This window comes from Arthrobacter sp. MDT1-48-3, assembly GCF_054511015.1.
In genome coordinates this window covers 87,856-112,758 of record NZ_JBTNDL010000002.1, presented here as the reverse complement: position 1 = coordinate 112,758, position 24,903 = coordinate 87,856, and the positions used below count along the sequence as shown (strand labels likewise).

The 24,903-nt window shown below is 71.0% G+C and carries 22 protein-coding genes; 15 read left to right on the top strand and 7 right to left on the bottom strand.

The features are described 5' to 3' along the window. Positions 1-13 precede the first annotated feature (13 nt). Together ACX80L_RS05535 and ACX80L_RS05530 are read left to right on the top strand one after the other, a co-directional pair. Positions 14-1,387, top strand: a complete 1,374-nt coding sequence (locus ACX80L_RS05535; protein WP_459288230.1) for a serine/threonine protein kinase — start codon at positions 14-16, stop codon at positions 1,385-1,387. Continuing rightward, positions 1,384-2,085 carry a hypothetical protein gene (locus ACX80L_RS05530; RefSeq protein ID WP_459288228.1) on the top strand — a complete coding sequence of 234 codons (702 nt, stop codon included), beginning with the start codon at positions 1,384-1,386 and terminating at the stop codon, positions 2,083-2,085. The genes ACX80L_RS05535 and ACX80L_RS05530 overlap by 4 nt, the downstream gene beginning before the upstream one ends. Positions 2,086-2,127: 42 nt before the next feature. On the opposite strand, the gene ACX80L_RS05525 is transcribed toward ACX80L_RS05530, so the two are convergent. From ACX80L_RS05525 to ACX80L_RS05510, 4 genes are all read right to left on the bottom strand, one after another. Next, positions 2,128-3,960, bottom strand: coding sequence for an acetyl/propionyl/methylcrotonyl-CoA carboxylase subunit alpha (locus tag ACX80L_RS05525; RefSeq protein ID WP_459269267.1), 1,833 nt, complete (start codon positions 3,958-3,960; stop codon positions 2,128-2,130). 108 nt (positions 3,961-4,068) lie between these two features. Further along, complete coding sequence (locus ACX80L_RS05520) at positions 4,069-4,701, bottom strand: Maf family protein (protein WP_459288226.1); 633 nt, start codon at positions 4,699-4,701, stop codon at positions 4,069-4,071. A 94-nt stretch (positions 4,702-4,795) separates the two neighbouring features. Next, positions 4,796-5,353 (bottom strand): AMIN-like domain-containing (lipo)protein, encoded by a 558-nt coding sequence (locus ACX80L_RS05515; protein WP_208740707.1) that lies wholly within the window; start codon positions 5,351-5,353, stop codon positions 4,796-4,798. A gap of 178 nt (positions 5,354-5,531) precedes the next feature. Next, on the bottom strand, positions 5,532-7,253 hold the full coding sequence (locus ACX80L_RS05510; protein ID WP_459288224.1) for a DUF885 domain-containing protein: 1,722 nt from the start codon (positions 7,251-7,253) through the stop codon (positions 5,532-5,534). A 245-nt stretch (positions 7,254-7,498) separates the two neighbouring features. On the opposite strand from ACX80L_RS05510, the gene ACX80L_RS05505 reads away from it, so the two are divergent. Together ACX80L_RS05505 and ACX80L_RS05500 are read left to right on the top strand one after the other, a co-directional pair. Continuing rightward, entirely contained in the window at positions 7,499-7,921 is a 423-nt protein-coding gene (locus ACX80L_RS05505) for a hotdog fold thioesterase (protein WP_459269271.1), read from the top strand. A 107-nt stretch (positions 7,922-8,028) separates the two neighbouring features. Then, positions 8,029-9,210, top strand: a complete 1,182-nt coding sequence (locus ACX80L_RS05500) for a serpin family protein (RefSeq protein WP_459288222.1) — start codon at positions 8,029-8,031, stop codon at positions 9,208-9,210. An 18-nt stretch (positions 9,211-9,228) separates the two neighbouring features. On the opposite strand, the gene ACX80L_RS05495 is transcribed toward ACX80L_RS05500, so the two are convergent. Next, complete coding sequence (locus ACX80L_RS05495; RefSeq protein ID WP_459288220.1) at positions 9,229-9,468, bottom strand: acyl-CoA carboxylase subunit epsilon; 240 nt, start codon at positions 9,466-9,468, stop codon at positions 9,229-9,231. Beyond that, positions 9,465-11,048, bottom strand: a complete 1,584-nt coding sequence (locus ACX80L_RS05490) for an acyl-CoA carboxylase subunit beta (protein WP_133082280.1) — start codon at positions 11,046-11,048, stop codon at positions 9,465-9,467. The genes ACX80L_RS05495 and ACX80L_RS05490 overlap by 4 nt, the downstream gene beginning before the upstream one ends. Before the next feature lie 237 nt (positions 11,049-11,285). Here ACX80L_RS05490 and ACX80L_RS05485 point away from each other — a divergent pair, with 237 nt between their 5' ends. The 11 genes from ACX80L_RS05485 to ACX80L_RS05435 all read left to right on the top strand — a co-directional run bounded on the left by ACX80L_RS05485 (position 11,286) and on the right by ACX80L_RS05435 (position 23,768). After that, on the top strand, positions 11,286-12,164 hold the full coding sequence (locus tag ACX80L_RS05485) for an SDR family oxidoreductase (RefSeq protein ID WP_459288218.1): 879 nt from the start codon (positions 11,286-11,288) through the stop codon (positions 12,162-12,164). A gap of 49 nt (positions 12,165-12,213) precedes the next feature. After that, positions 12,214-13,095 carry a biotin--[acetyl-CoA-carboxylase] ligase gene (locus ACX80L_RS05480; protein ID WP_133082078.1) on the top strand — a complete coding sequence of 294 codons (882 nt, stop codon included), beginning with the start codon at positions 12,214-12,216 and terminating at the stop codon, positions 13,093-13,095. A gap of 2 nt (positions 13,096-13,097) precedes the next feature. After that, a complete protein-coding gene (locus tag ACX80L_RS05475; protein WP_459288216.1) occupies positions 13,098-13,694 on the top strand; it encodes a PH domain-containing protein in 597 nt (198 codons plus the stop codon). Continuing rightward, a complete protein-coding gene (locus ACX80L_RS05470) occupies positions 13,673-14,923 on the top strand; it encodes an adenylate/guanylate cyclase domain-containing protein (protein WP_459288214.1) in 1,251 nt (416 codons plus the stop codon). Before ACX80L_RS05475 ends, ACX80L_RS05470 begins: the two co-directional genes overlap by 22 nt. A 152-nt stretch (positions 14,924-15,075) precedes the next feature. Further along, positions 15,076-15,993, top strand: coding sequence for a PP2C family protein-serine/threonine phosphatase (locus ACX80L_RS05465; protein WP_459288212.1), 918 nt, complete (start codon positions 15,076-15,078; stop codon positions 15,991-15,993). Positions 15,994-16,054: 61 nt separating this feature from the next. Next, complete coding sequence (locus tag ACX80L_RS05460) at positions 16,055-17,227, top strand: SseB family protein (RefSeq protein WP_459288210.1); 1,173 nt, start codon at positions 16,055-16,057, stop codon at positions 17,225-17,227. 118 nt (positions 17,228-17,345) lie between these two features. Beyond that, complete coding sequence (locus ACX80L_RS05455; protein ID WP_459288208.1) at positions 17,346-18,626, top strand: AAA family ATPase; 1,281 nt, start codon at positions 17,346-17,348, stop codon at positions 18,624-18,626. Further along, a complete protein-coding gene (locus tag ACX80L_RS05450; protein WP_459288206.1) occupies positions 18,623-20,092 on the top strand; it encodes a hypothetical protein in 1,470 nt (489 codons plus the stop codon). The genes ACX80L_RS05455 and ACX80L_RS05450 overlap by 4 nt, the downstream gene beginning before the upstream one ends. Before the next feature lie 42 nt (positions 20,093-20,134). Further along, on the top strand, positions 20,135-22,417 hold the full coding sequence (ligA, locus tag ACX80L_RS05445; RefSeq protein ID WP_459288204.1) for an NAD-dependent DNA ligase LigA: 2,283 nt from the start codon (positions 20,135-20,137) through the stop codon (positions 22,415-22,417). Beyond that, positions 22,414-23,307: an inositol monophosphatase family protein gene (locus ACX80L_RS05440; protein WP_459288202.1), complete on the top strand. Its 894-nt coding sequence runs from the start codon at positions 22,414-22,416 to the stop codon at positions 23,305-23,307. Before ligA ends, ACX80L_RS05440 begins: the two co-directional genes overlap by 4 nt. After that, positions 23,304-23,768 (top strand): DUF2087 domain-containing protein, encoded by a 465-nt coding sequence (locus ACX80L_RS05435; RefSeq protein ID WP_133082086.1) that lies wholly within the window; start codon positions 23,304-23,306, stop codon positions 23,766-23,768. The genes ACX80L_RS05440 and ACX80L_RS05435 overlap by 4 nt, the downstream gene beginning before the upstream one ends. A gap of 185 nt (positions 23,769-23,953) precedes the next feature. Here ACX80L_RS05435 and ACX80L_RS05430 read toward each other — a convergent pair whose 3' ends face one another. After that, complete coding sequence (locus ACX80L_RS05430; RefSeq protein ID WP_459288200.1) at positions 23,954-24,664, bottom strand: fasciclin domain-containing protein; 711 nt, start codon at positions 24,662-24,664, stop codon at positions 23,954-23,956. Positions 24,665-24,903 lie beyond the last annotated feature (239 nt).

The following is a 24,903-nucleotide window of genomic DNA, read 5'->3' as shown; positions in this document are numbered from 1 at the left end:
GGGAGCGGGTGGCATGGAGAAGCAGGCGCTGGCCGGGCGGTACGCCCTCGGGGAGCGGGTCGGTACGGGCGGCATGGCGGAGGTGTTCGCGGCGCGCGACACGCGCCTCGAACGGGACGTCGCCGTGAAGCTCTTCCGTCCCGGGACCGCCGACGGCCTCGAACGGGGATCCGCCGAGGCGCGGATGCTCGCAGGGCTCGACCACCCGGGGCTCGTGCGCGTACTCGACATGGACAACGGCGACGACGCAGGCGACAGCACCTACCTCGTGATGGAGCTCGTGAAGGGCCCGGATCTCGGGGTCCTCCTGAAGGCCTCCGGGAGCATGGGCCGCGAGCAGGTCCGGCTCATGGCGCTCGACCTCGCACGGACGCTGCACTACATCCACGGCCGCGGCATCGTGCACCGGGACATCAAGCCGTCGAACATCCTCACCCGCCCTGCCGACCCCCAGAGCGGCCTGTTCCGCTACCTCCTCACGGATTTCGGCATCGCCCGGTTCTTCGACGGCGGCCGGATGACCGCGACCGGCCAGGTGATCGGCAGCGCGGCCTACTTCAGCCCCGAGCAGGCCCGCGGCGACGGCGTAGGGCAGCCCTCCGACGTCTATTCGCTGGGGCTCGTGATGATCGAGGCGCTGACGGGTGAGAGGGCCTTCCCGGGCACGGGCGTCGAGAGCGCGCTGGCTCGCCTCCACCGGAGTCCGTCCATCCCCCATGGCGCCGGCTCGGCGCTGTCCGCGCTCCTGGTCTCCATGACCCTCGATGATCCCGCGGACCGGACCGACGCCGCGGGAGTGGTACGGGCACTGACGGCGATGGGTCCCCAGCGGCCGGCGGAGGCCCCCGCGACCCGGGCCGCCCCCGTCGACGACCCGCCGACCGCAGCCATGGCGTTGCCCGGCGCCGTCGGCTCCGGTACGGGGCCGGCGGCATCGTCGCCGGGAACCGTCGACGGGACGGCGCGGATCCCGCAGGCTGTCACCGCGACGCGCGTGGCAGGTCCTCCCACGGGTACGACGGCTGAGCCGGAGCGAGCCGTGGCGCACACCGCTCCGACGTCCGCTGCGGCTCTGGCTCCAGGAACGGGGCCATCCCCTGGTCGCACGGCGCGCGGTCTGTCCGGCCCGGTCGGGACGGACCCGGCGGAGCCGTCGAGGCGAGCGGACGGCGAGGTGCCGTCGTCCGTGCACCGGCCGGCCGGGCGTCGTCGCCCAGCCCTTCCGGTGCTGTTCGCCGTGCTGCTGCTCGCTCTGGTGGCGGCGGGGATCTGGGCCTTCATGACCCTGTCCGGCGGCACGTCGTCGCCCGACGTCGAACCGCTGCCGGCCGTGTCCGGTGAGCCCGGCGAGAAACTCCAGGAACTCTACGAAAGCGTGCAGCGATGAGGATGGGCCTCGAGACCAGATTCGCCGTGCTGGCCGCTGGAGTACTCCTGCTGGCGGGGTGCGGAAGCGAGGCCATCGACGCCGGGACGGCCGGGGACTTCCAGGCCGAGGTGCGGACCATCGCCTCGACGGCTGCTGCCGGTGACCCCGCCGGCGCGATCGTCCTCGCGCAGAGGCTGAAGGGCGAGGTCGACGACGCCCGTGCGGCAGGCGCCGTCACGGAGGACAGGGCCACGCTCATCGGGATGCGGATCGACGCCCTTGTAGCGTCCCTCGACGCCGGACAGGTCCCGGCGGACGCGACACCTCCTGTCCCGGCGCCGAGCGACGACGCTTCTGACGGGGAAGCACCTGAGGATGGAGCGACCGGCGAGGATCCTGCCGAGCAGGCGCCGGCAGACCCGGCCCCGGCGGAGGAGCCCGCTGATCCCGCACCCGCGACCGCACCGGCCGAGACCACGGAACCGACGGCACCGGTACCCGCCCCCGTCGAGGAGGGTGACGGGGAGGGCGACGGGGAGAGCGGGGATACGGGCTCGGAGGACACCGGGGCGGATCCTGCACCGGGCAACAGCGGAGGCAATGCGGCGGACCCGGCCGAGCAGCAGCGCAAGGCCGAGGAGAAGGCCAGGGAGGCTGCCGAGAAGGCGGCGGAGAGGGCCCGCGACAAGGGCAAGGGCGAGAACGGAGGCAACTGACCTCCTCCGGTGACGGGTCCTCCCCGACTCCTCTCCTGCCGGTCAGTCCCGGATCGAGGCGATGACCGACCCGGCGGAGACCGTGTCTCCGGGCGCTGCCGCGAGACCTGTCAGCGTTCCGGCCTTATGGGCCGTCAGCGGCTGCTCCATCTTCATGGCTTCGAGCACCACGATCAGGTCGCCCTCGGCCACGACGTCGCCGTCAGCTGCCGCGACCTTCACGATCGTCCCCTGCATGGGGGAGGTCAGCTCGTCGCCGCTCACGGCGGTGGACTTGCCGCCACGCGCACGCGAGGACTTCTTCGACTTCGCCGGGGCGCCGGCCTTGCCGTTCGACGCTGCGCCGAGCCCGGCTGGCAGGACCACTTCGAGGCGGCGCCCGCCGACCTCGACGGTGACGCGCTGCCGGAGATCCTCGTCGGACGCCGGGTCGGGCGCACCCTGCCAGGGCTCGATGGTGTTGGTGAACCCGGTCTCGATCCAGCGGGTGTGGACCGAGAAGGGCCCCTCGGCCGGTGCGAAGGCGGGGTCGGCGACGACGGCGGCGTGGAAGGGGAGCACGGTGGGCATGCCCTCGATGACCATCTCGGCGAGGGCGCGGCGCGCACGCTGCAGCGCCTGCTCACGGCTGGCGCCGCTGACGATCAGCTTGGCGAGCATGGAGTCGAAGTTCCCGCCGATGACCTCGCCGGCCTCGATGCCCGAGTCCACGCGGATACCCGGACCCGTGGGCAGCGTGAGGGTCTGCACCGTACCGGGCGCCGGCATGAAGCCGCGGCCGGCGTCCTCCCCGTTGATCCGGAATTCGAAGGAATGTCCCCGCACCTCGGGGTCGCCGTAACCGAGCTCCTCGCCGCGGGCGATGCGGAACTGCTCGCGCACGAGATCGAGGCCCGTCACCTCCTCGGAGACGGGGTGCTCCACCTGGAGGCGTGTGTTGACCTCGAGGAAGGAGATCGTTCCGTCCTGGCCCACGAGGAACTCGCAGGTGCCGGCGCCCTGGTAGCGGGCCTCGCGGAGGATCGCCTTCGAGGATTCGTAGAGCCGCTCGTTCTGCTCGTCCGAGAGGAAGGGCGCGGGTGCCTCCTCGACCAGCTTCTGGTTGCGGCGCTGGAGCGAGCAGTCACGGGTGGACACGACCACCACGTTCCCGTGCGCGTCGGCGAGGCACTGGGTCTCGACGTGCCGTGGGGCGTCGAGGAACCGCTCCACGAAGCACTCACCGCGGCCGAACGCGGCTGTGGCCTCGCGGACAGCCGAGTCGAACAGCTCAGGGATCTCCTCGTGGCTGCGAACCACCTTGATCCCGCGACCGCCGCCACCGAAGGCGGCCTTGATGGCGATAGGCAGTCCGAACTCCTGCGCGAAGTCGACGACTTCCTGCACGGACGCCACGGGATCCTTGGTGCCGGGTACCAGGGGAGCACCGACCCGGGCCGCGATGTGGCGGGCTTGGACCTTGTCGCCCAGCTGGGAGATCGAGTGCGGGGACGGGCCGATCCAGGTGATCCCGGCGTCGATGACGCGCTGCGCGAACTCCGCGTTCTCCGACAGGAAGCCGTAACCGGGGTGGATGGCATCGGCACCGCTGCGCTGCGCCGCCTCGAGGATCCGGTCCATCACGAGGTAGGACTCCGCGGCCGTCTCCCCGCCGAGCGCGAAGGCCTCGTCGGCCATGCGCACGTGCAGCGCGTCGCGATCCGGGTCCGCGTACACGGCGACCGACGCGATGCCCTCGTCCCGGGCTGCGCGAATGACGCGCACGGCGATCTCCCCCCGGTTCGCCACCAGGACCTTCGTCACCCGGTGGTGCAGCCGCCCGTCGGGCTCACTGTCGGGTAGGGCGGGGGACGGGGCAGGGGGGGACTGGCTCATGGGGCGTCGAACTCCTTCTTCTCAGTCCGGAGCCTAGCCCGGTTTTGGAGCTTCCGCCCAGAAATCGTGGCGATGGGGAGTGTTGTCCGCCATTCTTTTGTAGGGAACCTACAAGGTCACGGACGGCGCCCACAGGTCCGTGATCGCTACTCCCGCGGACTGCAGGAGGGCGCGCAGCGTGGAGATGCTGAGCCCGACCACGGCGTGCGGGTCGCCGTCGACGCGGTCGATGAAGGCACCGCCGAGCCCGTCGATGGTGAATGATCCGGCACACTGCAGCGGCTCGCCGCTCGCGACGTACGCTTCGACCTCCGCGTCCGACATCGCGCCGAAGTGGACCGTCGCGGAGGAGACGGCGCCGATCGTGGCACCGGATCCGCCGTCGCGCGTGTCCACGAGCCAGTGGCCCGTGTGCAGGACGCCGGACCGCCCGCGCATGCGGCGGATCCGCTCCACGGCGACCGACGGCTCGTAGGGCTTGCCGTGCGCCTCGCCGTCGAACTCGAAGACGGAGTCGCAGCCGATGACGAGGGTGTCGTCGGCCTCGGGCAGTGCCGCGACGGCCTCGGCCTTCGCGCGTGCCAGGAGCAGGGAGGTGTCGTGGGCGTCGAGCGTCCCGTAGGAGGCGACGACGGCCGGTTCGTCCACGTCGGACACCAGGACGGAGTGCCGGATCCCCGCCTCGGCCAGCAGCTTCGTGCGGGCGGGGGACTTCGAGGCGAGGATCAGGCGGAGGGTCATGGACCAAGCCTAGGCGGCAGTGCACGGGGCGGGTGGAACGGTGGCGTGCCTGCCGGTCCCGGCACTGCAGCGGGACGGGACCGGCAGGAATCTGTCACCAGTAGTGGGCGACGTCGACCACCACCCTCGAGGCGGTGCCGGAACCGGGTATGACGAAGGCACGGAAGGGGAGCCGTGCCCTGACCCCGAGTGCGAGCGTCGTCTGCCCCTCGAAGCTTCCAGCCCATGCGACCTGGCGGAAGGTGGAGTAGCCCGTCACGTTCACGAGCTCGCGGCCGTTGGCGAAGGTGTACGTAGCGACCCCGTTCCGATAGGCGGGAGCTTTCACGACCACGGAGAGGCGAGCCCCGCCGCGCACCGGGACGACGAACCCGGATCCGTCGCTACGGACTGCGTCGACGTATCGGACGGTGTAGCCGTTCACAGGCCCACTGACGTCGATCACGAGCCGATCGAAGCAGTCGTGCCGGCCGGAACGGACGTTGATGATGGGAGCGGAGGACAGGGTGCCGGCGGTCTCCGCCGTCGAACCCCAGGTGATGCCGCAGTATGCGGCGGATGCCGGCGGTCCCCCTGCGAGGCCGAGGCCTGCAGCGAGGGCGAGTGCGGCGAGTGTGGCGGAGAATCTCCCCGTCAGGCGCGATCTGTTCATAGCGCACCACCTTGTAGAGCTGGATAGGTGCACCCATAGTGCGCCTGCCCTCAGGGAAAAGCGCCGCCGTCGCGCTGAACGCCGCCCAATCGTTAGGGGTACACCGAATCGTTAGCCGGAGCCGCCGGACGGCTGTGCCCGGCGGGCGGAGGTGATCCCGCCCGCCGGTCACGGGGAACTACGAGGCGGACACCAGTACCCGGCGCAGCGTGTCGAGTCCCACGGAGCCGAGGTTCAGGGCGCGCGTATGAAAGGCCCGCAGATCGAAGGCGTCGCCCTCGCTCGCGCGCACCTCGTCACGGATCTGCTCCCACAGGCGCTGGCCGATCTTGTACGACGGCGCCTGTCCCGGCCAGCCGAGGTAGCGCGTGTACTCGAAGTTCAGCTGGCCCTCGCTGATGGCGATGTTCTTCTTCAGGAAGTCGTAGCCCTTGTCCGGCGTCCAGGTCCCCTCGCCCCAGCGTTCCGGGATCTCCAGCTCGAGGTGCACGCCGATGTCGAAGACGACGCGGGCGGCGCGCATACGCTGCGCGTCGAGCATCCCGAGGCGGTCTCCCGGGTCGGCGAGGAAACCCAGTTCCTGCATGAGCCGCTCGGAGTAGAGCGCCCAGCCCTCGCCCTGCCCCGACACCCAGATGGCATTGCGGCGCCAGGGGTTCAGGAGTGCACGCTGGTAGGTCGCCGTGGCGACCTGCAGGTGGTGGCCCGGGATGCCCTCGTGGTAGACGGTGGTGGTCTCCTTCCACGTGGTGAAGGAGTCCTCGCCCTCCGGCACGGACCACCACATGCGGCCCGGGCGGGAGAAGTCGTCGCTGGGGCCCGTGTAGTAGATGCCGCCCTCGTTGGTCGGGGCGATCCTGCACTCGAGCCGGCGCATCACGTCCGGGACGTCGAAGTGCACGCCGGCCAGCGCGTCGACGGCCCTGTCCGAGAGATCCTGCATCCATGCCTGAAGCGCGTCGGTGCCGTGCAGCTGGCGGGCGGGATCCTCGTCGAGGATCCGCATGGCCTCCTCGATCGACGCACCCTCGCGGATCTCGTTCGCCACGGCCTCCTGTTCGGCGATGACGCGATCGAGCTCCTCGACGCCCCACTGGTACGTCTCCTCGAGGTCGACGGCGGAACCGAGGAACACGCGCGACATCAGGGCGTAGCGCTCGCGCCCGACGGCGTCCTTCTCCGGTGCGGTGGGCAGGAGGTCGTCCTGCAGGAACGATGCGAGGGAGCGGTAGGCGCCACGGGCGGCTTCCGCTCCGGCGCGGAGCTGCTCGCGCACCGGCGCCGGCAGCTCGCCGTCGTCCCCACGCTCCGTGGTGCCGAGCGAGTCGAAGAATCCGCCGTCCTCCGCGTACTTGGCGGACTGCTCGATGACGATTTCCACCTGGCGCCGGGCAGCGACGTGACCGCGCTCGCGGCCCGCGCGCAGGGACAAGATGTACCCCTCGATCGCGCCGGGGACGTTGGCCATGCGGCCGGCGATGTTGCCCCAGTCCTCCGCGGTGGCCGTGGGCATGAGGTCGAAGATCGCCCGGATGTCCTGGGCCGGGCAGGCGATGTTGTTCAGTTCGGCGAAGCTGTAGCCCGCCTCGTGGATCTCGAGGTCCAGCCCGAGCCGTTCGCGCATCGCGTCGAGGGTGACGGCGTCGACGTCGTCGGCGGGCTGGAGGCCCTCGAGCAGTCGCAGGGTGTTGCGGGCGGCCTCGGCGAGGGCTTCGATGCCGGCCGGCGAGTAGTCCTGGTATTCGGTCTCGTGGCCGGGGATGCCCAGTTCGGTGGCGAAGTTGGGTATCAGCTCGAGGAGGGTCTCGTAGTACGAGGTGGCGACGGCGTCGATGGCCGTGGACCGCCGTGCTGGCTGCTCGCTGGAGGAGGGGACGGGAGCTGAGGTGTTCTGGGTCACGTCCAGAGCCTAGCGCCAGCCGGTTGCCGAAGGCCACCGAGTGCCGGGTGCGCGGCACCGTCGACCGGATGATCGCCGAGGGACTCGCGACGTAGGGTGCAGGAATGACCACAGCAGGTGCACGTCCTGACGCACCCGATCGGCGCTGCAGCGAACGGGGACCTCGTCGGGCGGACAGCGGGCAGGCCGGCCTCCTGCCCGTCCGGGAACCGAACACCTCCACCACCCTCCGAAGGGACCCGTCGATGCCGCACACCCACCCCATCCTCGAGCAGGACAGAGCTTCGCAGTGGCTCGGTATCGACGTCGACCGGGCCCTGTTCGGTGACGCGCAGATCTCCATGATCGTCCGGGAGGAGATGGTGAACGGCTTCGGCATGGCCCATGGCGGCATCATCTTCGCCTTCGCCGACACGTGCTTCGCCCTCGCCTGCAACGATCCGGAGGCCGATCGCGACGCCGGTCCCGCGACCATCACGGTGGCCTCCGGTGCCGACATCAACTTCGTGGCACCCGCCTTCGAGGGCCAGACCCTGACGGCCGTCGGCAGGGAGGTGAGCCGGAGTGGCCGCAGCGGGATCTACGACATCCGTGTCACTGCCGGCCACACCCTGATCGCCGAATTCCGGGGCCGCAGCCGGACCATCCCGAAGCCCGCGCGCGACTGAACCAGGGAGTGCCGTCGTCGGGCCGACGTGACCGGATGGTTCGCCGATACCCATGGCCCTCGGCAGGAAGTGCACCTACCGTGGGGACATCACACGAGGGGGAGCGGATGGACCATCAGCGCGAGCAGCAGCCGGCGCCCGTCGATCGGGTCGCCATCGACGGGCGCCGCTTCCCCGAGGCGCAGGACGCTCTCCTGCGGTCCTCCTTCGGCCTCGGTGCCGCGATGACCGCCGATCCCGCTGCCGACCAGGTCACCAGCCCGCTCGGTGCGCTCCACGCCCTGTCCCTGCTGCGGGCCGGAGCCGGGAGCACGACGGCCGCGGAGATGGATGCCGTGCTCGGGCTGCCGGCCGAGCACCACGAGGCGATGAACGCCCTCCTGGCGCGCATGGAGAGCTTCGACGGTGATCCGGGGAGCGTCGACGAGGAGGATCCCCCCGAGAAGCCCCTGGTGCACCTCGCGAGTGCGATGTTCGTTCCCGCGGCCGGAACCACCGGCGAGCGCTTCCTCGACACGCTCGCGCGGCACTACGGGGCAGGCGTCCATGAAGTCGATTTCGGAGACCCGTCGACGGCGGCACGCATCGACGAGTGGGTGTCGAGGGAGACGGGCGGACGGGTCGGGAAGGCCCCGCTCGAGGTCGGTGCGGCCACAACGCTGTCCCTGCTCACCACCGTCTACTTCGCGGCGGCCTGGGACGAGCCCTTCGATCCGTCCGGAACCTTCGACCAGGACTTCCTGCTGGCCGATGGCAGCGCAGTGGGGGTCCCGATGATGCACGGGACGCGGACGGTGCGGTACGTGGCGGCGGATGGCTGGTCCGGGCTCGACCTGCCCTATGGCCAGGGCTTCTTCCTGCGGCTCCTGCTGCCCGCGGACGGATCACCGGCGCGATGGACCGGGCAGGAGTTCCTCGACATGGCGGAGCTGCTCGATGCAGCCGAGGTCGTCCGGGTGGACGTGGCGCTGCCGAGGTGGGACCACGGGTTCGAGCTGGACCTCCGGGAGTCGCTGGCCGCTGTCGGGCTCTCCGAGTCCTTCGGGCCCGACGCCGATTTCCATGCCATCCAGCCGGGCTCCGTCGTCGCGGGCGCTGCGCAGGTGGCCACCATCACGGTGGCGGAGAAGGGGACGGTCGCCGCGGCGGTGACGCAGTTCGCGATGGCGACGAGCGCTCCGATGCCGCCCGAGGCGAGGATCTCCTTCGACCGGCCCTTCGGTTACCAGATCGTCCACGAGGAGACGGGGCTGCCGCTGTTCCTGGGGACGGTCTCCGACCCGCGCTAGGGCCAGGTCTCGACAGCGTCAGCGCACGCTCCGCCGCCACGATCCCGGACCCGGCGTCGGGCCCAGCCGCAGCATGGCCCGGCGGACCCACGAGCGACCGTGGTCCGGCGCGCCGTCCGCGTCACCGGCGCCCTGCAGGGCGACGACGACGGCGGTGAGCGCGGCGAGCTCCTCCTCGGTCGGCCGGCCGGACACCACGGACAGGAGTGCGGGGCTCTCCCCGGTGACGCCGTCGGGCGTGCCATCGCGGGGCGTCACAGCGGGATGTTCCCATGCTTCTTGGCGGGGTTGGCCGCCCGCTTGTCGCGCAGCGCGCGGAGCCCCCGGACGATCTGCAGCCGTGTCTCGGACGGCGCGATCACAGCGTCGACGTAGCCGAGCTCGGCCGCCTGGTACGGGTTCAGCAGCTCCTCCTCGTACTGCTGCACGACGTCGGCGCGGGCGGCCTCGACGTCCCCGCCGGCGTCGGCCACTGCCTTGAGGTGGCCGCGGTAGAGGATGTTGACGGCCCCCTGCGCACCCATGACGCCGATCTGCGCCGTGGGCCAGGCCAGATTGAGGTCCGCGCCGAGCTTCTTGGAGCCCATGACGATGTACGCGCCGCCGTACGCCTTGCGCGTGATGACCGTCAGCTTCGGCACGGTGGCCTCGGCGTAGGCGTAGAGCAGCTTGGCCCCCCGCCGGATGATGCCCTGGAACTCCTGGTCCTTGCCGGGCAGGAAACCGGGCACGTCCACGAGGGTCAGGATCGGGATGTTGAAGGCGTCGCAGTGCCGCACGAAGCGGGCAGCCTTCTCCGAGGCGTTGATGTCGAGGGTGCCGGCGAACTGCAGGGGCTGGTTGGCCACGATCCCGATGGTGTGCCCCTCGACGCGCGCATAGCCGGTGACGACGTTGGGTGCGTAGAGCGCCTGCATCTCGAGGAAGTGGCCGTCGTCCACGATGGCGGCGATGACCGCGTGCATGTCGTACGGTTGGTTCGCCGCGTCGGGGATGAGGTCGTCGAGAGCGAGGTCCTCGTCCGTGATGTCGGCCTCCTCCACGAACGCCGTCAGCGGGGCCTCCGCGAGGTTGTTCGAGGGCAGGAAGTCGAGCAGCTCACGGACGAAGCCGATCGCATCGGCCTCGTCCGTCGCGAGGTAGGCGGACGTGCCCGTCGTCGTGTTGTGCTGCCGCGCCCCGCCGAGGGTCTCCATGTCCACGTCCTCGCCCGTCACGGTCTTGATGACGTCGGGACCCGTGATGAACATGTGCGAGGTCTTGTCCACCATCACCACGAAGTCGGTCAGCGCGGGGGAGTAGGCGGCGCCACCGGCGCAGGGTCCCATGATGAGCGAGATCTGCGGGACCACGCCCGAGGCGTGGACGTTGTTGCGGAAGATGTCGGCGAACATGGCGAGCGATGCCACACCCTCCTGGATGCGGGCGCCGCCGCCGTCGTTGATGCCGACCACCGGGCAGCCGTTGCGCAGGGCGAACTCCTGCACCTTGACGATCTTCTCGCCGTTGACCTGGCTGAGCGAACCGCCGTAGACGGAGAAGTCCTGGCTGTAGATGGCGATCAGCCGGCCGTCCACGGTCGCGTAGCCGGAAACCACGCCGTCGCCCAGCGGCTTCTTCCTCTCCATGCCGAAGGCGGTGGACCGGTGGACCGCGAGGGCATCGAACTCGACGAACGAACCCTCGTCGACGAGGAGATCGATCCGTTCCCTGGCAGTGTTCTTGCCGCGCGCGTGCTGCTTGTCGATCGCCTCGGGACCGGAGGGCTGCTCGGAGAGCGCCTTGCGCCTCCTGAAGTCGGCGAGCTTCCCGGCCGTCGTGGTGAGGTCGGGTTGCAGGTCCTGGTGCATGGAATCTCCGGTCGGCGGGTGGCTGGGGGCGGGCGCGGGCCTTGACTGGAGGATTCCGACAAAGCACGGCGCTTTTCCCCCAGTCTAGTGAGGATCCCGGGGCCCACCGTTGTAGGACGTCTACAGTTTCCGCTTCCATCACTTAGCCGCCGCACCGATGTTACTCACGAGTAACATCGGTGCGTCGCACGCCGTCGGGAAGGCCCCGCTGCTTACAGTGGGGCCATGACTGCACGCAATGAAGCTCAGGAATCCGCGGCGCCGACGGGTGCGGGTACGGCGTCGACCCTCGCCGGGCGCACTCTCCTCATGTCGGGCGGAAGCCGCGGCATCGGCCTCGCCATCGCACTGCGAGCCGCACGCGACGGCGCCAGGGTGGCCATCCTGGCCAAGACGGGGGAGCCCCACCCGAAGCTCGAAGGCACCGTCCACACCGCTGCGGAGCAGATCGAGGCCGAGGGCGGATCCGCCCTTCCCCTCGTGGGCGACGTGCGGAACGACGACGACGTCCGGGCCGCGGTCGAGGCGACCGTGAGCACCTTCGGCGCGATCGACATCGTGGTGAACAATGCCTCGGCGATCGATCTGTCGAAGACACCGGACGTGGACATGAAGCGCTACGACCTCATGGCCGACATCAACGTCCGCGGCACCTTCATGCTGAGCAAGTTCGCCCTGGACGCCCTCCGGCAGTCCGGCAACCCGCACATACTGACCCTCTCGCCCCCGCTGAACCTCGAGCCACGGTGGGCCGGCATGCACCTGGCCTACACCATGGCGAAGTACGGCATGAGCCTGACCACGCTCGGGCTCGCCGAGGAGCTCCGGGCCGACGGCATCGCCGTGAACTCGCTCTGGCCGGCGACCCTCATCGACACGGCGGCCATCCGCAACATGCCCGGCGGCAGCCGGATGGTGCGCGCAGCCCGGAGTTCCGCGATCGTCGCCGATGCCGCACACGCCGTCCTGGTCAGGGACGCCCGCACCTGCACCGGCAACTTCTTCACCGACGAGGAAGTGCTGCGTGCAGAGGGCATCACGGACCTCACCCGGTACAGTCTGGGCGCTCCGGAGGACCAGCTCGTCCCCGACATCTTCCTCTGAGCCGCGGTCCCCGAGGAGCGGAGGCGCCGGGCCGGATAAGATCAATGCCATGTCCTCCCGCTATTCCAATCTCGAGCGCCCGGGCCTGGACCTCGGCGCACTGAGGACAGCCCTGTGCATGCCGTCGGGGCCCTTCTCGAGGCTGGACATCGTGGCCCGGACGGGATCGACGAACACCGACCTGGTCGACGCCGCGCAGCGGGAAGCGGCAGGCTGGCCCGACCTCAGCGTCCTCGGCGCCGAGGTCCAGACCGCCGGCCGCGGGCGGCTCGATCGCGCCTGGGTGGCCCCGGAGCGGTCCTCGCTGTTCGTCAGTGTCCTGCTGCGGCCGTTCAACCGCCAGGGGCGACCCGTTCCCACCGCGGCCTACTCCTGGTTCTCGCTCCTCGCGGCACTCGCGCTCGCGGAGAGCGTCGAGGACCGTACGGAGATCGCGCCGCAGCTCAAGTGGCCCAACGACGTCACGGTGGACGGACGGAAACTCGCCGGGGTCCTCGCCCAGTTCGTGCCGGGGGCGGGTGCGGAGCCGCCCGCCGTCGTCGTCGGCGTCGGGCTCAACGTCAGCCTCACGGACGAGGAACTCCCCGTGCCCACGGCCACGAGCCTGCTCCTCGAGTACGCCGGCACCACGGACCGGAACATCCTGCTCAAGTCCTTCCTGCGCACCTTCGCCGACTCCTACCGCGCCTTCTGCGACGTCGACGGCGATGCCGGGGTGGACTGGGACAACGGCCCGTCCCTGCTCACGCGCGTCGGCGCCCGCATGGCCACCCTCGGGCAGGACGTCCGGGCGGAGCTGCCGGGCGGGGTGGCGCTGAGCGGCCGCGCGCTCGCCCTCGATCCGCACGGCGCGCTGATCGTGCGCGACGAGGACGGCGAGCGGCACACCGTCTCGGCGGGCGACGTCGTGCACCTGCGTCCGCAGGAGTAGCCATGCGGATCAAGCTGCTGCCCGGGGAACGCGTCCTCGTGCGCACCCGGCCCAACCCCCTGCCGCTCGTGGGACCGGTGATCGCGGGCTTCGTCCTGTTGGCGGTGGGCGGCTTCGGCCTGGGCTACCTGGGTCGGCGGGACCTGCCCGACGGGCTCGCCGAGTGGCAGCCGGTGCTGCTGCTGGGAGCACTCGCCGTCGTGGCCCTCCTCCTGCTCCGCGTCGTGGTGCGGCCGCTGGTGCGGTGGTCCAGCAACCGCTACGTCCTCACGAGCATGCGCCTCATCCACCGGCGGGGAGCCACCCGGAGGACCGAACACCAGATCAACCTGTCCGCCATCTCCCAACTGCAGACGGAGCAGGGTCTGCTGCAGCGGATGGTGGGCAGCGGGACCCTCATCGCGGACCTGGGGTTCGACCGCGCGCATGCCTACCGGCACGTTCCGCAGATTGCGACGTTCAAGGAGTACGTGGTGCAGGCGATCGGCGACCTACCGCTGACACGCATGTTCGACGGTGTGGACATGGAGATCGATCCGCAGTACGCCCGTGGCGGACTGCCCCGGACACAGCAGGAATGGAGAAGCGAGCAATCGTGACAGTCGAGGACCGCCACGAGCCCGGGCAGCCCGGCCGAACCGACGCCGGCCCGGTCGGGGAGACCGCGGTCGGCCGCGGACAGTCCGACGACGCCCCCGAGGCCTCCGCGTCCAAGACCGTCTGGCAGCTGCAGGCGGACATGGCCACGGGAGGCGGTGCCGACGCGGCGCCGCCGGCCGGCCCGATCGAACTCGACCGCGAGACGATCCGGCGCCTCGAACGCGAACTCCTCGGGGCCGAGCGCACCCTCAAGCGCCGCGACATCGCCGCCGGCGCGGGGGTGTCCCTGCTGTCCGCGCGCAAGCTGTGGCGCGCCATGGGCTTCCCCAACATCGGGGACGACGACGTCGCCTTCACCGAGAAGGACCTCCTCGCGCTGACGACGATCATCGACATGGTGCGCCAGGAGCAGCTCACCGAGGACGCCGCCATCTCCATCACGCGCGCCGTGGGCCAGATGACCGACCGCATGGTGGTGTGGCAGATCGAGGCCATCGTCGAGGAGATGGTGGCCCAGCGCGGGTTCACGGACGCCGATGCACGGAAGACCCTCGTCTCCGAACTCCCGGACCTGATCGAACCGCTCGAGAAGACACTCGTCTACGCGTGGCGCCGCCAGATGAACGCCGCCGTGCAGCGGCTGGCCCTGCGCGCGGAGTCGGGGCTGGCGTCGAGCGAGGCAGGGCGCGACGGCGACGAGCAGGACGCGCCGCTGCCGCTGGCCCGAGCGGTGGGGTTCGCCGACCTCGTCTCGTACACGTCGCTGTCGCGGCGCATGAACGAGCGGACGCTCGCGCAGCTCGTGCAGCGGTTCGAGAACAAGTGTGCCGAGATCATCTCCGTGGGCGGCGGGCGCCTCGTGAAGACGATCGGCGACGAGGTCCTGTACATCGCCGAGTCGCCGGAGGCCGGAGCCGAGATCTCGCTGGCCCTCGCGAAGGCCTTCACGGAGGACGAGTTCCTTCCCTCGGCGCGGTGCTCCCTCGTCTGGGGCCGCGTCCTGTCCCGGCTCGGGGACATCTACGGGCCCACCGTCAACCTGGCCGCACGGCTCACGGCGCTCGCCGAGCCGGGAGAGGTGCTCGTCGATTCCGCCACGGCCGCGACCCTCGAGAACAACGAGAAGTTCATCCTGGCTCCGCACGAGCCGCGGCAGGTGCGCGGCTTCGGCGAGGTCCGCCCGGTGACGCTCGCCCGGGGGACCGGTACGGGGATCATCCTGGACTGACGGCCGAACCGCAGCGACGCGGATCGGTGCCCGGGCGGACAAAGGGCAGAATGGGGACATGACAGACCAGCAAGCCCGCCTCCGCGCGGCCGCACGCTCCCTCCCGGTTCCTGCCCAGCCGGGCTGTGCAGGACGGGTGCCCGGAGGTCGCGATGCGTGAGCCGACGGCCAACGGGTCCCACGCGGTCGACCTGCGCGCCGGGGCCGGCAGTACGGAGGACCCTCCCGCCCAGCAGCACCAGGGCGTGGCACCGGGGCTGGGCATCCGGCTCACCTGCGGGTTCGGCACCGACCGGGGGCTCCGCCGTGAACTCAACGAGGACTCCTTCATCGCGCTCGAGCCCGTCTTCGCCGTCGCCGACGGCATGGGCGGACACGAGGCAGGCGAGGTGGCCAGCAGCATCTGTGTCCGGACCCTCGCGGACAGCAGCATCATCGGCACCAGGACCCCGCACTTCCAGGCGGGCGACCTCGAGGAGCTCATCCGACAGGCCGACGCGCGGATCCGCCGGGAGGCCGGCGGCCATGCCGGTACCACCCTGACCGGGGTGGTGCTGGTCGAGGAGTCGGGAGCCCCCTACTGGCTCTTCTTCAACGTGGGCGACTCCCGGACGTACCGACTGAGCAACGGCACCTTCGGGCAGATCTCGGTGGACCATTCCGAGGTGCAGGGGCTCGTGGAGATCGGGCAGATCACGGAGGAGCAGGCACGGACCCACCCCCGCCGGCACGTCGTCACCAGGGCCCTGGGCACGGGGGACGACGCCGAGGCGGACGTCTGGCTCCTGCCCGTCGAGCCGGGGGACCGCATCCTGCTCTGCTCGGACGGACTGAGCGGGGAAGTGGCGGACGACGGCATCTACGCCGTCCTCAGCGAGGTCGCGGACCCGCAGGAGGCCTGCGACGCGCTGATCGCCGCAGCGCTCCGGTCGGGCGCCCGGGACAACGTCACCGTCATCGTCGTGGACGTCACCGACCCGGGCGAGGAGCCTGCCGGGCCGGCACCTGCGTCCGCGGGCGGACTCTTCGCGGCCGATTCGGACCGACGCCCCCCGGGGGACCGCCCGTGAGATATTCCACCGCCCGGACCGATCTCCGCTCCATCCCTGGATCGGAGCTGCTCCGGTGCGGGTGAGCGTCACCCGTGACGGCCTGGAGCTTCCCGACGGTGTTGTTCCGCAGCTCCGGGAGTTCGACGTCGAGGAGTACACGCCGCTGACGACGGTCCTGGAAGGATGCGGTCTCCCCCTCTCCTTCGTCGACGACGCGGGACTCTGGACGGTCGTCGCCGGCGGGGGCGAGTCGGTCGTGGCGGTGGTCCGTCAGGTCCCGCGCGCGGACGGCAGGGGCTTCCTGCCGGAGGTCCTGTTCGCCCTCGACCGGTCGTGCGGGGAACTCGCGGCGGAGGACGGCATCCTCAGGCTCGCCTTCCGGTCGACGCCGGGACCGCTCGCGGACGTCCTGGCGCCGGCCAGGGACGGACGGCTGTGGCGCCCGTCCTCGCGCGGCGGGGCGGTGGACAACACACCGGTCGCCGACGCGGTCGCCCGGTTCTCCGAGCGACCGGGACAGCGGACGATGATCGAGGTCCTGAGGACCTGCCTGTCGGGCGAGCTGCTGATGGACGTCACGGGTTCGGATCCGTCCGCCCCCGCGGTGCGGAGCTTCGCGGGCTCGGACGGCGCCCGGGCGCTCGGCGTCTTCACCAGCCAGGCGGAGCTCTCCAGATTCCTCGAGGGCGGGCCGACCGCAGGCCCGCCGCAGTCCCTGGCGCTGCCCGGCGTGGTCGCACTGGAGACTGCGCTGATGGATCCGGCGGTCGAGCGGGTGTACGTGGATCCGGCCGGCCCGACGTGCGGGCTGGTCCGCGACGACCTGGCGTTCGCACTGCAGGGCCCACCCAATGCCCTGCTCCGCGACGTCGTGGTGCGACAGGGGTCGCAGCAGGAGCTGTTCACCGCCATGCTCGGCGAGAGCGTGCTGTTCCTGGCCGAGTCGGAACGGGACGGTCGGCGGGAACTCGTGACGGTCCCGGGCGAGGGCACCGGATCGACCGGCGTGCACCTCGCCGTGTTCACCTCCGCGGCGGAGGTCGTTGCCTTCGACCCCGAGGTCTCGGCGCGGGCTTCCTCGACCGGCTGGGTGGCGGAGCTGGTCTTCGGGCGGCGGCTGGGCGGAATGGTGATCGACCCGGCCGGTCCTTCGGCGTCGATCGGCGCGTTCCAGCTGTGGCACATCCTGGCCAACCCGTCGCTGGACCGAGGGATGGAGCATTCCGGGCAGGAGCGACGGACCGGGGCATGATGGAATGTGTGCCGGGCAGGTGCGGTGGTGCCCGGCTCATCGACAAGCACAGGGGGAGAGTTGACCGACCAGAAGTCCTTCACCCGGGCGCGCAGCAGCCGGCAGCACGGGAGCACCGATGACTGATCCTGTCATCGCCAGCCTCAGGAGGGCCCTCGAGGCCCACCCGGGCGACGTCGTCCTGCGGATCCACCTCGCGCAGACCCTGCTGACCGGCGGCGACCCGGCCGCTGCCATCGCCGAGGCGAGCCTCGCCCTGCAGGCGGACCCGGCGAACGACCAGGCGCGGCTCCTCCTGGGTACCGCCGCAACAGCACTGAGCTCGCCGCCCGGCGCAGCCGAGCCCGATGACGCGCCGGGCGGCGGAGCAGCGCCGGGCGCTCCGGCCGGACCCGCCGCCTTCGACTGGGACAAGGCGGAACACGAGGTGGGGAGCGCCGTACCGCCTCCCTTCGTAAAGGCGCGCCCCGTGCCCGTCGGCCCGGCGACGGACGACGGCGACGGCACCGCACCGGTCGAGGTACCACGCGAGGCCGTGACACTGTCCGACGTCGGTGGGCTCGACGACGTGAAGCGTCGCCTCGAGGAGTCCTTCCTCGCGCCGATGCGCAACGCCGAGGTGGCCCGGGCGTTCGGCAAGTCCCTGCGCGGCGGCCTGCTGCTGTACGGTCCACCGGGCTGCGGCAAGACCTTCCTGGCCCGTGCCGTCGCGGGTGAACTCGGTGCGACCTTTTTGTCCGTGTCGATGACCGATGTGATCGGGTCCTTCATGGGCGAGACGCAGAAGAACCTCAAGCGCGTCTTCGACGAAGCCCGGGCCCAGGCCCCCACGGTGCTCTTCATCGACGAGATCGACTCTCTCGGGATGCGGCGGGGCGCCCTCTCGGGCGGAGGAGCCGCCTGGCTGCGCCAGATGGTGAACGAGCTGCTGCTGCAGCTGGATTCCATGAGCGGAGACAACGACGGCCTGTACGTCCTGGCCGCGACGAACAACCCATGGGACCTCGACGAGGCGCTCCTGCGCCCCGGCCGGCTGGACCGCTCGATCCTCGTGAGTCCGCCCGACCACGAGGCGCGGGCGTCGATCCTTCGCCATCACCTGAAGAACCGTCCGATCGCGGGCATCGACGTGCAGCACCTCGCCACCGTGACGGAGGGTTTCTCCGGAGCTGATCTCGAGCACGTGGCCGTCACGGCGGCGGAGAAGGCCATGATGCAGTCGATCGCGCAGGGGGCGATCAGCCCGATCACCATGGACCACCTCGGTGACGCGCTGCGGGAGATCAGGCCGAGCACCGTCGCATGGCTCGAATCGGCGCGCAACGTGGTGCGGTTCTCCAACGCGAACGGCCGCTACGACGACCTCGCGGCCCTGCTCGACGGCAAGAAGCGCCGGTGAGCGAGGTCGTCGACCTCGACGTCCTGTCCAACCGCTTCGAGATCCTCGCCGCCCAGCAGCGTGCCCGTGACGCGGTCGACCTGCTGGAAGGGCAGGCGGCGTACCACGGGGACGAGCCCCTCTACTGGGCGCTCCTCGGGCGGGCACTCGTGATGGACCAGCGGTTCGTCGACGCCGAACACGCCGGGCGCCGGGCCGTGGAGCTCGAGCCGAACGCCGCCGGGACGCAGATCATCCTGCTGCTCGCGCTCCTCGGTCAACGCCGGACCGACGAGGCCGTGGCACTCGCCTGGTACGTCGTCGAACAGCATGCCGAGGAGCCCGACGCCCACTACTGGCTCAGCCGGGCGCTCCTCGTGCGCCGGCGCGACCACCAGGACCTGGTGGTCGCCCATCAGGCCGCGCGCCATGCGCTGTCCCTGAACGCGGATGCGGCAGCGTTCACGCAGGCGGCGCAGACCGCGTCGCTGCTCGACGACGACGGCGAGGCCCGGGCTCTGCTGGCCGCCGGTCTCGCGCAGTTCCCCCAGGACCGCGAGCTCCTCCTGCTCAGCGGGCGGATCCGGGGCGGGGAGAGGGTGGTGGGGCCACGCGAGGTGCTCGTCGGCGGGATCCTGAGGATGAGCCCCCTGGACACCTCCGCGGAGGCGGATCTCGCCTCGAGCCCGCTGCGCTGGGTGCGCGGCCGCCTCTTCCTCCTCTGGTACCACGTCCTGGCGTTCGCCCTCCTGGCGGTCGTCCTGCTGCCGGTGCCCGTGCTGGTCGCCGTCACCCTGACGGCCGCCGGAGTCCATGCCGCGCTGATCGTCCGGAGCTACAGGAAGCTGGACGCGGTCCTCCCCGGAGGGTACCTGCGGGAGCAGCTGGCGGATCCGGGGCGCGGCAGGAACAGCGTCGCTTCCGGCGCGGTGGCCGCCGTCCTGGTCCTCGTCGGCACCGTCCTCGCCGCCCTCCACCCGGATCCCGGTCCTGGTGTCGGCGACGGGAGCCTCGTCCTGGCCGCCGTCGTCTTGGCCGCTGGACTGCTGGCGGTGGAGCGGGCCCTGGCGCGCCTCTCCGTGACAGGCCGGTCCGAGGACCGCCGGCGGCAGGACTACCACCTCATCCGCTTCGGGGACAACGCATCCTCCTACCGACGCTACTGGCTGGCCGCGCTCGCCGGGATCGTCCCGGTGATGGTCACGGCCAACACCGGGGGAGACGCGACGGCCGGAGCCGGGATGCTCGCCGTCGGGATCCTGTGGACCGTCAAGACCCTCGACCTGCTGGTCCATTCGCGGGCCGTGGCCGGAGGCGAGAACCCATGGGTGACGGGCGCCGCGCTCAGCCGGGCCGGGAAGGGCCGGCAGGCCGTGCGGGGCCGGCTCCTCGGCGCCCGGTTCCTGCTGATCATGCTCTTCGTGTGCTTCTTCACCTGCTCTCTCGGATTCGGCATCTTCATCGGCGGGTTCATCGAGGGCGCCTGACGTCGGTGGCCCGTGTCAGGGGTGTAGGGCAAGATAAGGACGGTGACCACAGGAACCGAAGACGCAGCCCAGACCGCCGGATCCGGAGACCGTCAGCCGCCCGGGGACGAGCTCAGGGCAGAGTATGCGCAGCTCGCCGAGGAGGTCCGCGCACACCGCACCGCGTACTACCAGGACGCCGCCCCCACCATCTCCGACGCCGAGTTCGACACCCTCTTCCGGCGTCTCGAGGAGCTGGAGGCGCTCCACCCCGAGATCGTCGCCAACGACTCGCCCACCCAGGAGGTGGGTGGGGAGGTGTCCGCCGCCTTCGCCCCCGTGGACCACCTCGCCCGCATGTACAGCCTGGAGGACGTCTTCTCCCTCGACGAGCTGAAGGCCTGGCTGGACCGCGCGGCCGCCGGCGTCGAGCAGCGCAGCCCGGGCGCGGCGGTCGCCTGGCTGACGGAGCTCAAGATCGACGGCCTCGCCGTGAACCTCCTGTACCGCGACGGTGAACTGGTCCGCGCCGCCACCCGCGGCGACGGCGTCACGGGGGAGGACATCACGCACAACGTCCTCACCATCGCCTCGGTCCCGAAACGCCTTGCCGGTACCGGCCACCCGGAGGAGGTGGAGATCCGCGGCGAGGTCTTCTTCCCCACCAGGGAGTTCGCGCAGCTCAACGAGCGGATGGTCGCCGCCGGCAAGGCCCCGTTCGCCAATCCCCGGAACGCCGCCGCCGGTTCCCTGCGGCAGAAGGATCCCGCCATGACGGCGGAGCGTCCCCTCGACATGTACGTCCACGGCATCGGCGCCCGCACCGGCCTGGCGGCCGAGACGCAGTCGGAGACGTACGACCTCCTGAAGGCCTGGGGGCTCCCCACCTCGCCGTACTACAGGGTCCTCGCCACCCAGGACGAGGTCGTCGACTTCATCGGTCACTACGGGGAGCACCGCCACGACCTCCTGCACGAGATCGACGGCATCGTGGTGAAGGTCGACAGCTTCGCCCTGCAGCGCGCGCTCGGCCACACCTCCCGCGTGCCGCGCTGGTCCGTGGCGTACAAGTACCCGCCGGAGGAGGTGAACACGAGGCTGCTGGACATCCTCGTGAACGTGGGCCGGACCGGCCGTGTCACGCCCTTCGGCCTCATGGAGCCCGTCAAGGTGGCCGGTTCCACCGTCGGTATGGCCACGCTGCACAACCAGGAGGTCGTCAAGGCCAAGGGCGTGATGATCGGGGACATCGTGGTGCTGCGGAAGGCCGGCGACGTCATCCCGGAGATCGTCGGCCCGGTCATGGCCCTGCGCGACCCCGAGAAGGTCCGCGCGTTCGTCATGCCCACCGAGTGCCCCTCCTGCGGCACGCCGCTCCAGCCGGCGAAGGAGGGCGACGTCGACATCCGCTGCCCCAACGCCCGGTCCTGTCCCTCCCAGTTGCGTGAGCGCGTGTTCCACCTCGCCGGGCGCGGCGCCTTCGACATCGAGGCCCTCGGCTGGGAGGCGGCGATCGCGCTCACCCAGCCCGCGGAACCAGCGGTCCCGCCGATCACCACCGAGGCGGAGATCTTCGACCTCACGCCGGAGAAGCTGGCGGACGTGAAGATCGAGCGGGACAAGAAGGTCAAGGGCGTCGTCACGGGCAGGGAACTCGTGCCCTACTTCTATTCGAAGGGAACGGCGAAGAAGCCCTCGGAGCCAAGTGCAACGACCCGGAAGCTCTTCACGGAGCTGGAGAAGGCGAAGAAGCAGCCGCTCTGGCGCGTGCTCGTGGCGCTGTCCATCCGCCACGTCGGCCCGACGGCGTCACGCGCCCTCGCCACCGCCTTCGGCTCGATGGACCGCATCCGTGCCGCGAGCGAGGAGGAACTCGCGCACGTCGACGGCGTGGGCCCCACCATCGCCGTCGCCCTGAAGGAGTGGTTCGCTGAGGACTGGCACCGCGAGATCGTGGACCGCTGGGCGGCAGCGGGCGTGCGCATGCAGGACGACGTCGACGAGAGCACGCCGCGCACCCTCGAGGGCCTCACCGTCGTGGTGACCGGATCCCTGGAGCAGTACAACCGGGACGAGGCCAAGGAGGCCATCATCACCCGTGGTGGCAAGGCCGCCGGTTCGGTGTCGAAGAACACCAGCTACGTGGTGGCGGGCGAGAACGCCGGAACCAAGCTCGAGAAGGCCGAGGCGCTCGGCATCCCCGTGCTCGACGAGGAGGGCTTCATCGCACTCCTCGAGAACGGACCCCTGATGCCCGAGCGCGATCCCGACGACGAGGACGACGAGGTGGCCGCGGAACCCGGGTCCGGAGCGGGAACGGGCCCCGACACCCCGGAGGCCCCGTGACGACCGGGCCGGCAGGTCCTTCGGGGGACGGCCGTGCGCCGACCCCGGAGGCGCTCCTGCACCTGGCACGGCAGGCGGCCGCCGCCGGTGCCGAGGTCCTGGCCCGGCGCGACCCCGCTGCCCTCGATGCCACCAGCAAGAGCTCGGACAGTGACTGGGTGACCGCGTTCGACGTCGCCGCGGAGCATGCGGTGCGCCGCGTCATCCTGGACTCGCGGCCGCACGACGCCATCACCGGCGAGGAACTCGGCACCACCGTCCCTGCCGGGTCCGGCGCCGCAGGTATCCGCTGGTCGATCGACCCGCTCGACGGCACCACGAACTTCATCCGAAACATCGTCTACTACGGCACGTCCGTGGCGGCGGCCGACGCGGACGGCACCTGGCTGGCGGGCGTCGTGCACGCCCCGGCGCTGCGCCGGATCTACTGGGCGTCCCGCGGCGGCGGAGCGTGGCTGAGCGACCAGGGCAGGGTGCGGCGCCTCGCCGGGCCCGGTACCGACCGGGGGAGGATCCTCGGCACCGGCTTCTCGTACGACGCCACGACGCGGGCGGGGCAGGTGGACGACCTCGGCGCGTTCCTCCATGGCTTCGGCGACCTGCGGACGCTCGGTTCTGCGGCTCTCGATCTCTACATGGTCGCGGACGGCTCCCTCGACGCCTTCGTGGAGCGCGGGCTGCACGAGCACGACATCGCGGCGGGCGCGCTGATCGCCGAGGAGGCGGGCGTCGTCGTCCTCCGGCCGCCGCTGCGGTCCGTGCTCGACGGCGGGCCCACGGAGGCCGAGCGCCTCGCGGCCGTCACGGCGGCCGGGACGCCCGGCTTCCTCGCGGCCGTTCGGGGGTCTGCAGCACCGACCTCGGCACCGACCACGGAAGGGGCATCATGACGCGGTCCTGGCAGAAGATCCTCTCGACCCTCGCCGGAGCGCGTTCCCGTGAGATCTATGCGCGGGCCGTGCTCGGGGAGCCGCTCGACGCTGCGCCGAAGGAGATCCGGCGCCTCGTCGACGCGGGACTCCTCGCGGCCGACCACGCGGTCGACGGTGAGCTCTTCAAGGAGGTGCTCGCGGCCGCGGCGCCGGGAACGCCGAAGGGCGTGGACCGGTTCTTCCGGGACGGGCGGATCGACGGACTCCCGCGCGCCGGCCAGGACCGGGCCGACCTGCTGGCGCACCTCGCCGAGCGGCTCCTGCCCGCCGACGAGGAGCTGGGCGAGCCTGACGTCAACCGGCTGCTCGCCACGGTCACACGCGACGTCCCGACGCTGCGGCGGGCGCTCGTCGACCACGGCTACGTGGAGCGGTACCCGGACGGCACGGGCTACCGGCGCGTCACGGAGACGTCCTGACCTCACGGTGCGGCGGCACGCGACTCGTCGTGTCCACGGACGGTGCTCATGGACGGTGCTCATGGACACACCGGCGGGGACACCGCTGCCAGGTCGTCGAGCCTGCGGCGGGACCGTCCGGAACCCAGAAGGGCTCCCGCACCAGTGCGCGAGAGCCCTTCTGCCGAACGTGACCTGCGTGGTGCTTAGCCGGCGGGGGGTGTGAGGACGGTGTCGATGAGGTAGACGACGGCGTTGGCGGTCTGGACGCCGCCGCAGACGACGTTGGCGTCGTTGACCTTGAGGTCCTGGCCGGATCCGGTGACTTCGAGGTCGGCGCCCTGGACGGTGGTCTGGGTGGTGCCTTCGAGGTCGGCGGGCTGGATCTTGCCGGGGACGACGTGGTAGGTGAGGATGCTGCTCAGGCCCTCGGTGTCGGTCTTGAGTCCTTCGACGGTCTCGGGGGGCAGGGCGCCGAAGGCTTCGTCGACGGGTGCGAAGACGGTGAATTCGCCGCCGTTGAGGGTGTCGACGAGGTCGACGTCGGGGTTGATGCCGCCGGAGACGGCGGCGGTGAGCTGGGTGAGGATGGGGTTGTTGGAGGCGGCGGTGGCGACGGGGTCCAGGGCCATGCCGGCGACGGATCCTGCGCCGTCGGGGACGGTCTCGGCGTAGCCGGCGCAGCCGGGGCCGACGAGGTTCGCGGCGGGGTCCATCATGGCGTCGGCCGAGGCGGAGGGGGCCATGCTGGCTTCGGGGGAAGCGGACGCGCTCTCGGGGCCCGCCGTGCTGCTCTCACTGGCCATGCTGCCCGAGGTGGTCTCGGTCGCATCGGTGCCGCCACATGCTGCGAGACCGAACATCGAGACTGCTGCGATCCCGAGGATCGAGAGATTCCTGCGCTTGGTGAGTTCCATGCTTCTCCTTGATAGGTGGGCGGGAACTGATCGCCGCCCTCTGTGTCCGACTTCCCGACGCTGCACTCCACGCCGATGTCTTACTGGTCCTTCGGTGACACCTTCCGGGCAGATGGGTGCCGGACCGAGGTGACGCGCGACACAGCTGCCCGCCATCAGCGGGTGGTGACCTGTCCTACCGCATCCGGGGTCGCGCTAGGACGGTACTGGCCGACGTGCCTGCTGCTGCCTGCCGACCA

Bases quoted from the DNA above. Each gene is read 5' to 3' on its own strand.
- ACX80L_RS05535 (WP_459288230.1), top strand. From the start codon at position 14: ATGGAGAAGCAGGCGCTGGCCGGGCGGTACGCCCTCGGGGAGCGGGTC.
- ACX80L_RS05530 (WP_459288228.1), top strand. From the start codon at position 1,384: ATGAGGATGGGCCTCGAGACCAGATTCGCCGTGCTGGCCGCTGGAGTA.
- ACX80L_RS05525 (WP_459269267.1), bottom strand. From the start codon at position 3,960: ATGAGCCAGTCCCCCCCTGCCCCGTCCCCCGCCCTACCCGACAGTGAG.
- ACX80L_RS05520 (WP_459288226.1), bottom strand. From the start codon at position 4,701: ATGACCCTCCGCCTGATCCTCGCCTCGAAGTCCCCCGCCCGCACGAAG.
- ACX80L_RS05515 (WP_208740707.1), bottom strand. From the start codon at position 5,353: ATGAACAGATCGCGCCTGACGGGGAGATTCTCCGCCACACTCGCCGCA.
- ACX80L_RS05505 (WP_459269271.1), top strand. From the start codon at position 7,499: ATGCCGCACACCCACCCCATCCTCGAGCAGGACAGAGCTTCGCAGTGG.
- ACX80L_RS05500 (WP_459288222.1), top strand. From the start codon at position 8,029: ATGGACCATCAGCGCGAGCAGCAGCCGGCGCCCGTCGATCGGGTCGCC.
- ACX80L_RS05485 (WP_459288218.1), top strand. From the start codon at position 11,286: ATGACTGCACGCAATGAAGCTCAGGAATCCGCGGCGCCGACGGGTGCG.
- ACX80L_RS05480 (WP_133082078.1), top strand. From the start codon at position 12,214: ATGTCCTCCCGCTATTCCAATCTCGAGCGCCCGGGCCTGGACCTCGGC.
- ACX80L_RS05475 (WP_459288216.1), top strand. From the start codon at position 13,098: ATGCGGATCAAGCTGCTGCCCGGGGAACGCGTCCTCGTGCGCACCCGG.
- ACX80L_RS05470 (WP_459288214.1), top strand. From the start codon at position 13,673: ATGGAGAAGCGAGCAATCGTGACAGTCGAGGACCGCCACGAGCCCGGG.
- ACX80L_RS05465 (WP_459288212.1), top strand. From the start codon at position 15,076: ATGCGTGAGCCGACGGCCAACGGGTCCCACGCGGTCGACCTGCGCGCC.
- ACX80L_RS05455 (WP_459288208.1), top strand. From the start codon at position 17,346: ATGACTGATCCTGTCATCGCCAGCCTCAGGAGGGCCCTCGAGGCCCAC.
- ACX80L_RS05435 (WP_133082086.1), top strand. From the start codon at position 23,304: ATGACGCGGTCCTGGCAGAAGATCCTCTCGACCCTCGCCGGAGCGCGT.
- ACX80L_RS05430 (WP_459288200.1), bottom strand. From the start codon at position 24,664: ATGGAACTCACCAAGCGCAGGAATCTCTCGATCCTCGGGATCGCAGCA.